This is a genomic window from Novosphingobium pokkalii (assembly GCF_014652855.1).
In the GTDB taxonomy this organism is placed as follows: domain Bacteria; phylum Pseudomonadota; class Alphaproteobacteria; order Sphingomonadales; family Sphingomonadaceae; genus Novosphingobium; species Novosphingobium pokkalii.
This window is the reverse complement of record NZ_BMZP01000004.1, coordinates 207,043-219,243: the sequence shown is the minus strand read 5'-3', so window position 1 is coordinate 219,243 and position 12,201 is coordinate 207,043. Positions and strand designations below refer to the sequence as shown.

15 protein-coding genes and 1 tRNA gene are annotated in these 12,201 nt (G+C 67.9%); 7 read left to right on the top strand and 9 right to left on the bottom strand.

All coding sequences use genetic code 11. The features are described from left to right. Positions 1–48: 48 nt before the first annotated feature. Together IE191_RS06270 and IE191_RS06265 are read right to left on the bottom strand one after the other, a co-directional pair. The gene (locus IE191_RS06270) at positions 49–312 is read right to left on the bottom strand and encodes a hypothetical protein (protein WP_191323490.1); all 264 of its coding nucleotides are present in this window, start codon (positions 310–312) and stop codon (positions 49–51) included. Between the two features lie 118 nt (positions 313–430). Then, positions 431–523 (bottom strand) — tRNA-Ser (locus IE191_RS06265). 294 nt (positions 524–817) lie between these two features. Here IE191_RS06265 and IE191_RS06260 point away from each other — a divergent pair. Together IE191_RS06260 and IE191_RS06255 are read left to right on the top strand one after the other, a co-directional pair. Then, positions 818–1,606: a DUF1134 domain-containing protein gene (locus IE191_RS06260; protein ID WP_191323489.1), complete on the top strand. Its 789-nt coding sequence runs from the start codon at positions 818–820 to the stop codon at positions 1,604–1,606. A gap of 307 nt (positions 1,607–1,913) precedes the next feature. Beyond that, complete coding sequence (locus IE191_RS06255; RefSeq protein ID WP_191323488.1) at positions 1,914–3,089, top strand: amino acid aminotransferase; 1,176 nt, start codon at positions 1,914–1,916, stop codon at positions 3,087–3,089. Between the two features lie 240 nt (positions 3,090–3,329). Here the strand turns inward: IE191_RS06255 and IE191_RS06250 are convergent, their stop codons facing one another. The 6 genes from IE191_RS06250 to IE191_RS06225 form a co-directional block, all read right to left on the bottom strand. Continuing rightward, on the bottom strand, positions 3,330–3,953 hold the full coding sequence (locus IE191_RS06250) for a riboflavin synthase (RefSeq protein ID WP_191323487.1): 624 nt from the start codon (positions 3,951–3,953) through the stop codon (positions 3,330–3,332). Between the two features lie 20 nt (positions 3,954–3,973). After that, positions 3,974–4,951, bottom strand: a complete 978-nt coding sequence (gene ribD, locus IE191_RS06245; RefSeq protein ID WP_191323486.1) for a bifunctional diaminohydroxyphosphoribosylaminopyrimidine deaminase/5-amino-6-(5-phosphoribosylamino)uracil reductase RibD — start codon at positions 4,949–4,951, stop codon at positions 3,974–3,976. After that, a complete protein-coding gene (locus IE191_RS06240; protein WP_191323485.1) occupies positions 4,948–5,430 on the bottom strand; it encodes a hypothetical protein in 483 nt (160 codons plus the stop codon). Before IE191_RS06240 ends, ribD begins: the two co-directional genes overlap by 4 nt. 66 nt (positions 5,431–5,496) lie before the next feature. Further along, positions 5,497–6,249 (bottom strand): M48 family metallopeptidase, encoded by a 753-nt coding sequence (locus IE191_RS06235; RefSeq protein WP_308432882.1) that lies wholly within the window; start codon positions 6,247–6,249, stop codon positions 5,497–5,499. Then, complete coding sequence (locus IE191_RS06230) at positions 6,246–6,743, bottom strand: YcgN family cysteine cluster protein (protein WP_191323484.1); 498 nt, start codon at positions 6,741–6,743, stop codon at positions 6,246–6,248. The genes IE191_RS06235 and IE191_RS06230 overlap by 4 nt, the downstream gene beginning before the upstream one ends. A 2-nt stretch (positions 6,744–6,745) precedes the next feature. After that, a complete protein-coding gene (locus IE191_RS06225) occupies positions 6,746–7,375 on the bottom strand; it encodes an SCO family protein (RefSeq protein WP_191323598.1) in 630 nt (209 codons plus the stop codon). A 179-nt stretch (positions 7,376–7,554) separates the two neighbouring features. Here IE191_RS06225 and IE191_RS06220 point away from each other — a divergent pair, with 179 nt between their 5' ends. From IE191_RS06220 to ssb, 5 genes are all read left to right on the top strand, one after another. Continuing rightward, positions 7,555–8,121: an ankyrin repeat domain-containing protein gene (locus IE191_RS06220; protein WP_191323597.1), complete on the top strand. Its 567-nt coding sequence runs from the start codon at positions 7,555–7,557 to the stop codon at positions 8,119–8,121. Between the two features lie 60 nt (positions 8,122–8,181). Beyond that, positions 8,182–8,862 (top strand): COQ9 family protein, encoded by a 681-nt coding sequence (locus IE191_RS06215; RefSeq protein ID WP_191323596.1) that lies wholly within the window; start codon positions 8,182–8,184, stop codon positions 8,860–8,862. Between the two features lie 102 nt (positions 8,863–8,964). After that, complete coding sequence (locus IE191_RS06210) at positions 8,965–9,210, top strand: FeoA family protein (RefSeq protein WP_191323595.1); 246 nt, start codon at positions 8,965–8,967, stop codon at positions 9,208–9,210. Next, entirely contained in the window at positions 9,207–11,066 is a 1,860-nt protein-coding gene (feoB, locus tag IE191_RS06205) for a ferrous iron transporter B (RefSeq protein WP_191323483.1), read from the top strand. The genes IE191_RS06210 and feoB overlap by 4 nt, the downstream gene beginning before the upstream one ends. A gap of 81 nt (positions 11,067–11,147) precedes the next feature. After that, positions 11,148–11,687, top strand: a complete 540-nt coding sequence (gene ssb, locus IE191_RS06200; protein ID WP_191323482.1) for a single-stranded DNA-binding protein — start codon at positions 11,148–11,150, stop codon at positions 11,685–11,687. Positions 11,688–11,776: 89 nt separating this feature from the next. On the opposite strand, the gene IE191_RS06195 is transcribed toward ssb, so the two are convergent. Next, positions 11,777–12,145, bottom strand: coding sequence for a hypothetical protein (locus IE191_RS06195; RefSeq protein ID WP_191323481.1), 369 nt, complete (start codon positions 12,143–12,145; stop codon positions 11,777–11,779). Between the last annotated feature and the right edge of the window lie 56 nt (positions 12,146–12,201).

Sequence of the window (12,201 nt, the reverse complement as noted above, 5' to 3'; positions counted from 1 at the left end):
CCATGCCGCCGCTCCCGGTCGCGCGAAGACCAGGCGGGCATCGCCGCGCTACGGCGAATTCGGGCTGACCCACAAAGCCGCCCGCGTTCCGCGCGACATGGCCGGCGGATGAAAACCCCAGCCCGCGCTGAGCGCCGGCGGCTTGGCTTCAAGTCCGCCGGTGGCGCCTTCCAGGATGGGGTGGCCGCGAAAACGATCCTGCCCGACGCGCTGGAAGTCGGGCGCACCAGGCCGCCGCCGATCACGTTTCAAACCGTCGTTCGGCAGGGCGTCCGGATACCCCCTTTCCGAGACCCGATACCCCGTTTTCATACCCCACGACTAGCGGAGGGGCACGAACCGACAGAAACGAGCCGAAGCGGGAAATCCTCGATTTTTTAGGGTTTTGCCAGTCCCAGCAGATTTCCGGGAACCCCTGCAAACAGGGGCCTGGCGGAGACGGAGGGATTCGAACCCTCGGTACCGGATTTACCAGTACGACGGTTTAGCAAACCGTTGGTTTCAGCCACTCACCCACGTCTCCGGATCGCAGCGGCGAGGGCGGCCTATAACGGGGGTTGGGGGGCTGGGCAAGCGCTGTCTTGTGATTTTTCCCCAGGCCTGCATTACCCTGTGGAAAGCGGTGTATCGGCGCCATGTGGGCGGCTGGCGTGCGCTTGCTCCGTTTGGGCGCAATTTCGACTCGGCTCATCGCCCGTTCATTGTGATGGGGAGAATCTGTGGCGGAAGAAAGCAGGCCAATTGCCGTGGTGCCCGGTTCGCGCCATGGCAGGGTGCTGTTGCCATCCGGTGTCGCATTGAGGGGACGGGAAACACAATGAAGCGTGCCATCCATTATCGCGTGGCCTTGGGCCTGGCGGGCCTGTCCCTGCTGTCTGCGCCGCTGGCCCAGGCGCAAGTGCAGACGATCGATCCCAATTCGGCGATCGACAGCGATCTGGCGCCCCAGCCCGGCACCACGCCGGCCGCGCCGCGCGCCACCCCGGTGCAGCCGGCGCCCGCCAGCCCGCCGGTGAGCGGGGCGCCTTATGCCAGCCCGGGCGCGCCCACCGCGCCGCCGCCGCCCCAATCCATGCCGGCAACACCCCCGCCTGCCGGAGCGCAGCCGGCCAGCGCCAACGGCCAATCCTGGCACGAGGACGATCTGATCGGCGCGGCCGAAGGCGTGTTTGGCAAGGGCGCCAAGGGGCTGGCAATGATGATCCGCGACATCCTGAAAAAGCAGGGTGAGCCGATCGGCTATATCACCGGGCGCGAGGCGGGCGGTGCGCTGGTCGTGGGCCTGCGCTATGGCTCAGGCACGCTGCACCACAAGGTGGAGGGTGATATGCCGGTCTACTGGACCGGTCCCTCGGTGGGTTTCGATGCCGGCGCCAATGCCGGCAACACCTTCGTGCTGGTCTACAACCTTTACGATACGGCAGACATGTACCACCGCTTTGGCGCGGGCGAGGGGCAAGCCTACCTGATCGGCGGGTTCAACGTCAGCTATCTGCGGCGCGGCGATGTCGTGCTCATTCCGGTGCGCATGGGCGCGGGGCTGCGCCTGGGCGTGAACGCCGGCTACATGAAGTTCAGCCACAAGCAGACCTGGATGCCGTTCTGACGGGCTGAGAGTCCGTTTGGAAAATGCGCCGAGGCGCATTTTCCTTGCGGCACCGGCCCGCTCCCCCACCCGACCTCCCAACGATAGTACCCTATGGGAGGTCGGCCCCCTCAGCGAAAACGTCCCCCGGACGTTTTCGGTGCCTTCGGGACGGGAGCGGGCCGGTGCCGCAAATCCGGCGCAGCCGGATTTCCAACACACGCTTGCCGCCTTGAGTGCCTGCGCGGGCGCAAAGTCACTTGCGCCCGCGCCCCTGCGGCGGCATGGGGGCGGCGTTCCTTTCAGACAGCCGTGAAAGAAAATCCCCATGCTCGAAAACCTGGCTCCGCAACCGGCCGATGCCTTGCTGGCGCTGATCAAGCTGCATAATGCCGATCCGCGCGATACCAAGATTGATCTTGGCGTGGGCGTCTATCGCACCGCCGATGGCGCGACTCCGGTGTTCAAGGCGATCAAGGCCGCCGAAGCCAAGCTGCTCGCCGATCAGGATTCCAAGGCCTACCTTGGCCCCGAAGGCGACATGGGTTTCGTCAATGCGCTGATTCCCTATGTGTTCGGCGCCGATTTCGACACCGCCAAGGTCGATGGCATGCAGGCTCCCGGTGGCACGGGTGCGGTGCGCTTGGCGATCGAAGTGGCCAAGCGCGCCGGCGTGAAGCGCGTGTGGATGGGCACCCCTTCGTGGCCCAACCATGCCCAGATCGTCGCGGCCGCCGGTCTTGAACTCAAGACCTTCAAGCACACCGCCGCCGATGGCACGGCCGATCTCGCCGCGCTCAAGGCCGCGCTGGAAGAGGCCGAGGCGAGCGACCTGGTGCTGCTGCACGGCTGCTGCCACAACCCCACCGGCGTGGACTATACCCCGGCGCAGTGGGACGAGATCGCCCCGCTGCTCGCCGCCAAGGGCGTGCTGCCGCTGATCGACCTGGCCTATCAGGGCCTGGGCGAGGGCATGGAAGCCGATGCCTATGGCTTGCGCAAGGTGCTGGCCCATGTGCCCGAGGCGCTGGTCGCCTATTCCTGCGACAAGAACTTCGGCCTCTACCGCGACCGCGTCGGTGCGTTCTACGCCGTCACGGCGGACAAGGACGCGCTGGCCAAGGCCATGTCCAACGGCGCCACGATTGCTCGCGCCTCGTGGTCGATGCCGCCCGATCATGGCGCGGCTGCGGTGCGCCTGATCCTGGCCGACCCTGATCTGACCGCGCTGTGGCTGGCCGAGCTGGACGAGATGCGCGATCGCATGCGCTGGGTGCGCGACACGCTGGCCGCCGCCGGCCAGGTCGGCCCCATCGCCATGTCGGTGCTGGGCACGCAGAACGGCCTGTTCTCGATGCTGCCGCTGTCGAGCGAGCAGATCCTGGCGATCCGGGAGCGCCACGGCGTCTATATGGCCGGCACCGGCCGCATCAACATTGCCGGTCTCACCACCGGCAATATCGAACGCTTCATCGAAGCCTTGCGCGACGTCGCCACGGCCTGATGCGATGACGCCGGGCCGAGACGCTGCTGCCCTCGTGTTGCAGCGTCTCGGCCTGCGCCTGCCCTTGATTCTGGTTCAAGGCACAGGCCGCTGAGCGGGGCCCCGGATCAAGTCCGGGGCGACGGGAAATTTTTGTTTACTGTCACCCCGGACTTGATCCGGGGTCCAGCTTCTTGGGCAAGTACAACCTGCAACTGCCCACAACCGAGCATCACTGCCCTGCAAACACGCCCGCCCGCCTCAGGCCTGGCGCGACAGGCTCTGCATGCGTTGCAGATAGCGCGCGAGCACGTCGATCTCCAGGTTCACCGCGCGGCCTTCTGCCAAGGTGCCGAGCGTGGTGATCTGGGCGGTGTGGGGAATGATGTTGAGCGCGAAATGGCACGATCCGTCGGCCTGGTCTTCCACCGCGTTCACCGTCAGTGACACGCCATCGACCGTGATCGAGCCCTTGGGCGCGATATAGGGCGCCAGTTCCGGCGGGGCGGAGACGATCACGCGCAGGCTGCCGCCTTCGGGAGCGAGGCTCACCACCTTGCCCAGCGCATCGACATGGCCGGTCACGATGTGGCCGCCCAGTTCATCGCCCAGGCGCAGCGCCGGTTCCAGGTTGATCGGCGCACCGGCCTGCCACTGCGCGGGTGCGGTGCGGCTGATCGTCTCGCCCGAAACGTCCACCGCGAACCAGGCCTCGCCCACAACGCCGCCCTTTTCCACCACGGTGAGGCACACGCCCGAACAGGCGATCGAGGCGCCGATGGCGATCCGCGCCGGGTCCATCGCGCAGGACACGGTCACCCGCTTGTCGCCCTTGTCGGCAATGGCAATCACGTTGCCCACTTCGGTGACGATCCCGGTAAACATGGTGGCTGGTTCCTTATGCTTCAGCGGCGGCGGTGGTAGATGGTCAGGGTGTCGCTGCCAAGCTGGCACGCGCGATCCCTGTCCCAACGGCCATGCGCGGCATCGAGCGTTTCCAGCCCCAGATCGGCCACGGCGGCAAGCCCCGACCCGACCAGGATCGGCGCGCGGTAGAGCAGCAGGCGATCGACCAGGTCGGCCTTCAGGAATGCGGCGGCCGCGCCCGCACCGCCTTCCACGAACAGCCACTGTGCCGATCCGAAGGCTTGGGGCGCGGCAATGTCTGCCACCGCGTTCCAGCCTTTTGGCGCTTGGCCGCGTGTCAGCACCCATCGCTGCGGGCTGCGCGGCTCCAGACCGGGCAGGCGCACGTCCAGCCGGGGAGCATCGGCACGCAATGTGCCGCCGCCCACCAGGATGGCATCGGCCCGGGCGCGTTCGGCGTGGCAATGGGCGCGCGCCTGTGCGCCGGTGATCCAGCGGCTTTGCCCATTGGCCAGCGCGATCGCGCCATCGAGCGTCAGCGCCAGCTTGAGCGTGACATGCGGGCGCCCGGCCGTGATGCGCAGCAGGAACCCGGCAAGCGCCGCCGCGCAGGCGGGGGAGGGGACGAGATCGGTGGCAATCCCGGCCGTGCGCAGCCGCGCCAGCCCAGCCCCCGCCGTGCGCGGATCGGGGTCTTGCTGCCCCGCCACCACCCGCGCCGGCCGCGCCGCCACCAGCAGGTCGGCGCAGCTTGGCCCGCGTGGCGAAGCGTGGGCGCAAGGCTCCAGGCTGACATAGACCGTCGCGCCGCTGGCATCGCCGCCCAGCGCCGCCAGCGCCATGGCTTCGGCATGGGGGCGTCCGCCGGGCTGGGTCCAGCCGCGCGCCACCACCCTACCGCCGCGCACGATCACGCAGCCCACCGCCGGGTTGGGCGCGCTCAGTGGCCGGCCCCGCGCGGAAACGGCAGCGGCGGCGTCAAGCCAGCGCCGGTCCTCGTCTGGCGCCGGGCTCAAGGCTTATGGGTATCGAGGCCGGGTGCGGTCGGCACCGGCTTGCCGGTGATCTGGCGATAGAGCGCGGCGTTCTTTTCGCTTTCCGCCTTCTTTTCGGCGGCGCGCTCCTTGGTGCCGTCATCGTACATCTTCTGCGTGTCGATGCCGGTTGCCGCGCCCACCGCCTTGTACATCTTGCGGATGTCTTCCTGGCGCTGTTCTTCGGCAGCTTCTTCGGCGTCGGCTTTCTTCTGCGCCTCGATATTGCCTTTGAGAATCTCGGCGTCGCTGCGATCGGCGCGCCAGGATTCGAAATAGATGATCGTGGGCGGCTTGGGCAGGCCGCGCCCTTCCTGCTGGGTCATCAGGTAGAAGATGCCCCCGGTGACCAGGGCCGCCAGGATCAGCGCGCGCGCGCGGAATTCGCTGGGCGCACCCATGACCTGCCAGAGATCCAGCACCGCGCGGCGCGGAGAGACGTTGCGGAAAAAGCCTTTCATCGCGCTTCAGATAGGGATGGCGCGGGCGGAACGCAAATGAGTCGCGCGCACCACAAGTCCGGGCGGTCAGCCGAACGGCTGGTAGAGCCCGCGGCCTTCGGCCTTGAGCCAGCGGTTGGCCGCCGGCACGCTGCCTTCGAAAAGCCACCCCAGCAGCGCGTGGAACGCCGGGCTATGGTCGAAATGGACCAGATGCGCCACCTCGTGCGCCACCACGGAGCGGCGCACGGCATCGGGCGCCATGATCAGGCGCCAGTTGATGCGGATCGAACCATCGGCGGCGCAACTGCCCCAGCGCCGCCTGGCGCTGGACAGGCCCAGCGCGGGCACGGGCACCCCGGCGCGGGCGCAGTAGTGGGCCAGGTCTTCCCCGCACAGCCGCAGCGCTTCGCCCGCCAGCCAACGTTGCACGCGGCCCACGAGTTGCTCGCGCGGGCCGCCGACCAGCAACTGGCCATCGTCCACCACCGGGCGGCGCGGATAGGCGCTGTCCCAGGCCAGCACCAGCCGGTCACCGCGAAAGGGCAGGGCCTTGCCCGGCGCCAGTTCCAGCGGCGGGGGCAGGCGTTCAAGCTGCGCGCCCAGCCAGTCGGCGCGCTCGCGCACAAAGGCCAGGGCATCGGCGGTGCGCGCCCAGGTGGGCATGGAAACCCGCGCCGCGCTGCCATCGGGCGCCAGGCGCAGTGTCATCCGCCGGGCCTGGCGCAGCCGCCGCACTTCCACCGGCAGGGCGCGGCCGTGTACGATCACGGTGGGGTGCGGCACTGCTGGCAGGGCCGCGTCCTCGGCTGCGGCAGGGCGGCGCAGCCAGTCGATCACGGCAGGCGAAAGCCCATCGGTGCGCGCGGGGTGGCGGGGGCACCCGTGTCCCACTCCCGGTCGCTGACGATGTGGTTTTCCAGCGGGCCGGCGACGACTTCGCTGATCGCCTTGCCCACCACCGAAACCCCGGCGCGGTGCACCGCCTCGCGGTCGCCACTTTCCAGATAGTGCCAGGTAGGTAGCGGCTCTCCGGCGGCGCGCAGGCGATAGGCGCAGGTGGCCGGCAGCCAGGCCACTTGCGCCACCAGCCGCGGGGTCAGCCGCAGGCAATCGGGCACCATGGCGCGGCGGTGGCGATAATCGGCGCAGCGCGCGGTCTTGATGTCCAGCAGGCGGCAGGCAACGTTGGTGTGATGGACTTCGCCGGTGTCCTCGTCTTCCAGCTTGTGCAGGCAGCACTTGCCGCAGCCGTCGCATAGCGCTTCCCACTCGTCGCGCGAAAGCGTCTCGATCGGCTTGTCCCAGAACCGGTCCTGCGTGGGGGCGGCCATGGTCAGCGCACCCAGCGGGCGAGTTCGGTGGCGACCGCCGGCCCGTTCTGGTCCACCGGCAGCAGGGCGATCGGCTTGCCATCCGGCCCCATCAGATAGGCGGCGCGGCTGTGGTCCATCAGATAGGCTTCGGGCGCGGCCCCCTTGGGCGCGGCTCGCTTCTGGTAATAGACCGCATATTCCTTGGCGACGGCAGCGATCTGCGCGGGCGTTCCGGTCAGGCCGACCAGTTCCTTGCCGAAATTGCCGGTGAACTGGCCCAGCACCTGCGGCGTATCGCGCGCCGGATCGATCGAGACGAAGATCGGCACCAACCGGGCGGCCTTGTCAGGGTGCGCCTTGGCAAAGGCGTGATAGCCCTGCATCAGGTTGGCGGTGTCGAGCGGGCAGACATCGGGGCAATAGGTATAGCCGAAATAGAACACGGTGTACTTGCCGGCGAAATCGGCGGCATGCACGGTCTTTCCGGCCTGGTTCACCAGGGTGAAATCGCCGCCCAGTTGCGCCCCGGCGAGCGGCGCCTCGGGCGTGGGCGATCCGCCCCCGCAGGCCGCCAGCGAAAGGCAGGTGGCCAGCGCAAGTGCAGCCAAGCACTTGCGGGCAATAATCGGCAAGAACGAAGGGTGATCCATGGCGTGGCGGTTCATGCTCTGCTAACAGCGCGCTTGCAAGGGCCACCTGCACGGGTGGCCATGCCCTTGAGGAGATTTCAGCCGTGACGTTCAACCGGGCCACTTCGCGCCGCCGTGCCCCCAGCCTGAGCGCTTTTGCCCTGAGCGCCTTTGCCCTTGGCGTTGCGGCGCCGCTGGCCATGCTGTTGCCGGCCGGCCCGGCGCTGGCCCAGTTTTCGGAAAGCTACAAGTTCCTCGACGCCGTGCGCAAGAAGGACGGCGAGAAGGTGAACGAGGCGCTGCAAAACCCGGCGAGCCAGATCGTCAACACCAAGGACGTTTCCACCGGCGAAACCGCGCTGCACATCGTGACCCAGCGGCGCGACCTGCTGTGGATGCAGTTCCTGGTGGGCAAGGGTGCCAATGTGAACGCGCGCGACAACAAGGGGGCGACGCCGCTGGTCATCGCGACCAACCTCGCGTTCCTGGAAGGCGTGGATTTCCTCATTTCGGTCGGCGCGCGGGTGGATGATCCCAACAACACCGGGGAAACCCCGCTGATCACCGCCGTCCACGGCCACAACATCGCCCTGGTGCGCGCTCTGCTCAAGGCCGGCGCCAACCCCGATCGGCCCGACAATTCCGGGCGTTCGGCGCGCGATTATGCTGCGCTCGATCATGCCGAGGCGATTTCCGACGAACTGGAAACCGCTGCCAAGAAGCGCCAGAGCGGCAAGGCGGCGCAGACCTATGGCCCAACGTTCTGATTGTGCCAGCCCCGTGCGGCTGCCAGATTGGCGCCTGAAGGAGGACCGTTTGTGATCCACATGCCCGATCTTGCCACGCTCGAAACGCTCGATCTTGACGAACTGCGCGTCGAACTCGCCCCGCTGGTGGCCGAGGCGGCGATGTTCGACGGGTGGACCGGCGCGGCGGTGGACAGCGCCGCGCAGGCCGTCGGGCTCGATCCGGCAGTGGCGCGCCTCGCCTATGGCGTGGGCGAAAGCGGCGCGGCGATGACGATGATCGCCGCCTGGATCGCGCGGATCGATGCCGACATGGCCCGCGCGCTGCCGGCCAGCGAGCTTGCCACGGTCAAAGTGCGCGAGCGCATCCGCCGCCTGGTGCAGTTCCGCCTCGACGCGCTGGTCGGGATGGAAGAGGCGCTGCGCCGGGCGCTGATTGAAATGGCCCGGCCGCGCAACACCGCGCAGAGCCTCAAGCTCGGCTGGAACAGCGCCGATGCGATGTGGCGCCTGGCCGGTGACACGGCCACCGATCTCAACCATTACAGCAAGCGCGCCACGCTCGCCGCGCTCTATGCCGCCACGCTCGCCGTCTTTGCCGAAGACCGCAGCGAGGATCATGCCGAAACCCGCGCGTTCCTCGATCGCCGGATCGAAGGCGTGATGCGCTTTGAAAAGATCAAGGCCGGCCTGTTCAAGCCCAAGGGCGAGCGGTTTAGCCCGGTGCGCCTGCTCGGGCGGCTGCGCTATCCGGCCCGCTGAGCGGCCAAAAGGGCGGGGTTCGGCCGCTTCGCCCTTTTGACCGCGATCAATCCAATTGCGAACGACTTGCATAAGCGGCTGGGCTATGGCAGCGGGTCTGCTGTGACGCTCGATGAACTTCCACTGGGCCGTGATGCCCGAATCGCTTCGGTCGATTGGGCCGCGCTGGTGCCCGAAGAAGCGCAGCGCCTGCGCGCGCTGGGCTTTGACGAAGGGGCGCAGGTTCGCCTCGCCTATCGCGGGGTGTTCCTGGGCCGCGATCCCCTGGCGATCGAGATCGGGCGGATGACCGTGGCCCTGCGCCGCATCCATGCCCGCGCCATGCACGTGGAAGAGCTTGCGGCATGAGCAGGGGACCGTTCGTCGCCGCCTTGGTCGGCAATCCCAATGCGGGCAAGAGCGCGCTGTTCAACGCGCTGACCGGGGCGCGCCAGAAGATCGCCAATTATCCAGGCGTGACCGTGGAGCGCAAGGCCGGGCGCCTGCTGCTGCCGAGCGGCGAGCCGGTGGAACTGGTCGACCTGCCCGGCTCCTATGGCTTTGCCGCCACCAGCCCTGACGAGGAAGTGACCCGCAAGGTCATCATGGGCGAACAGGCGGGCCAGGTGCAGCCCGACGTGCTGGTGATCGTGCTCGATGCGTCCAACCTCGAACAGCATCTGGTCTTTGCCCAGGAAGTGCTGGAACTGGGCCGCCCCACGGTGGTCGCGCTCAACATGGTCGATCTGGCCGCGCGCGATGGCCTGACGATCGATCCGGCCGCGCTGGCCGTGGAACTCGGCGTGCCGGTGATCGAGACGGTCGCCGTGCGCCGCAAGGGCCTGGTCGAACTCGCTGCCGCGATTGCCGTTGCGCGTGACAGTGCCGCGAGCGAAGCCGCGCCTGTGCCGCGCGCGCATGTCACCTTGCCCGAACGCCGCCTCTTGGCGCGCCAGATGGCGCAAGGCGCCACGCTTTCGGAAACCGCCCGCCACCGCATCCATGCGCGGATGGACCGCCTGCTGCTGCATCCTTGGGCAGGCCCGCCGGTGCTGTTCGCTCTGTTGTTCGTGGTGTTCCAGGCGGTGTTCACCTGGGCCGCGCCGTTCCAGGACGCGCTCGATGGCCTGGCTTCGGCCTTGCAGGATCTGGTGCGCAGCGAACTGCCCGCATCGCTGCTGCGCGATCTGTTGACCGACGGGATCATCGGCGGGGTGGGCGCGGTGATCGTGTTCCTGCCGCAGATCCTGATCCTGTTCTTCTTCATCCTGGTGATGGAGGCGACCGGCTACATGGCCCGCGCCGCGTTCCTGATGGACCGCCTGATGGCCGGCGTCGGGCTGTCTGGGCGCAGCTTCATTCCGCTGCTGTCCAGCTTTGCCTGCGCCATTCCCGGCATCATGGCCACGCGCTCCATCACCGATCCCAAGGACCGGCTGACCACGATCCTGATCGCCCCGCTGATGACCTGCTCGGCGCGCCTGCCGGTCTATGCGGTGATCATCGCCGCGTTCATTCCCAACACCCGCGTGCTGCCCGGCGTCGGCCTGCAAGGGCTGGTGCTGTTCGGGCTCTATGTCGCGGGCATCGTCGGGGCGATGGTCGTGGCGCTGGTGCTGCGTCGCTCGGTCACCAAGGGCGCGGCTTCGGGCTTCATCATGGAACTGCCCAAGTACCAGCTTCCCACGGTCAAGGATCTGGCGCTCGGCCTTTGGCAGCGCGCCTGGGTGTTCCTGCGCCGCGCCGGCACGATGATCTTCACGGTCACCGTGGTGCTGTGGCTGCTGCTCAACTTCCCGCGCGCGGAGCCGGGCAAGAGCCAGGTCGATGCCTCGATCGCCGGGCATGTCGCCAATGGCCTGGCCGTGGTGATGGAGCCGATCGGCTTCAACCGTGACATCGCCCTGGCGCTGATCCCGTCGATGGCCGCGCGCGAAGTGGCGGTGTCCTCGCTCGCCACCAGCTATGCCGTCGATACCAACGACGAGGCAGTGGAAGGCCGCGCCCTGGGCGACCAGCTCAAGCACCACTGGACCCTGGCGACCGCGCTGGCGTTCCTGGCGTGGTTCGTCTTCGCGCCGCAGTGCATGTCCACCATCGCCGTCACCCGGCGCGAGACCAACGGCTGGAAATGGCCGGGCTTCATGCTCGCCTATCTCTTCGGCCTGGCCTATCTCTTTGCCGGGCTGACGTATTGGATCGCGGTGGCCTGCGGCCTGGGCTAACAAGCCAGTGGATAGTGCACTGGCACTAAGCGTTGGCGATGCGCTATCACACGCCACTGAATTCCATAGGGACGAGATTCGATGGCAGGCAGCGTCAACAAGGTCATTCTGATCGGCAACCTGGGCGCCGATCCAGAAGTGAAGTCGTTCCAGAACGGCGGCAAGATCGCCAACCTGCGCATCGCCACTTCGGAAACCTGGAAGGACCGCAACACCGGCGAGCGCAAGGAGCGCACCGAGTGGCACACCGTCGTGATCAATGGCGAGGGCCTGATCGGCGTGGTCGAGCGCTTCCTGCGCAAGGGCAGCAAGGTCTACATCGAAGGCCAGCTTCGCACCCGCAAGTGGCAGGACCAGAGCGGCAACGACCGCTACAGCACCGAAGTGGTGGTGGCCGGCATCGGCGGCGCGCTGACCATGCTCGATGGCCCGCAGGGCGGCGGCGGCAGCGGTGGCGGCGGTGGTGGCCAGCGCTCGGGCGGCTGGAACGAAGGCGGTTCCGGCGGCGGTTCGCGCGGCGGTGGCGGTTTCGGCGGCGGCCAGTCCTCGGGCGGCGGCAGCACCTGGAACCAAGGCGGCGGCGGCTTTGCTGACGATCTGGACGACGATATTCCGTTCTGATCGGGCCACCCGTTCAAAACGCACAAGAAAAGCCCCCATTCCCGGCGGAATGGGGGCTTTTTCATGCCACAAGGCGTCGCAGACGGGCGTTACTGCCCGCAGGCGTCGTAATAGCCCGCGCGGCAGTCGGCCACGGCCCGGCGCCAGGCGGCCAGGTCGCGCTGGTATTGCGCTTGCGCCTGCGCATAGCCCTCATTGCTGTAGGCTTCGCCATAGGGCGCCCGCTCGACATAGCCCTCTTGGTAACGCTCGTTCTGCTGCTGATACTCGCGCGCCCAACGGGCATCGCGCCGGCGCACGTAATCGAGCTGGGCCTGGTTCATCCGGCGGATCGTCTCGTGATCGCGCAGGCGCGCCGCGCTGCTGCGCATGGCCGGATCGGCCGGATCGTCGGCCCGTGCCGCAACCGGCAGCGCTGCGGCGATCAGCGCCACAGCCAGCAGTGAATTGACCCTCATGTTCTTGCGTCCCTCAACGGTTCCCTTGCGCCGGCATAGCAACCGCCCAAGAGCGC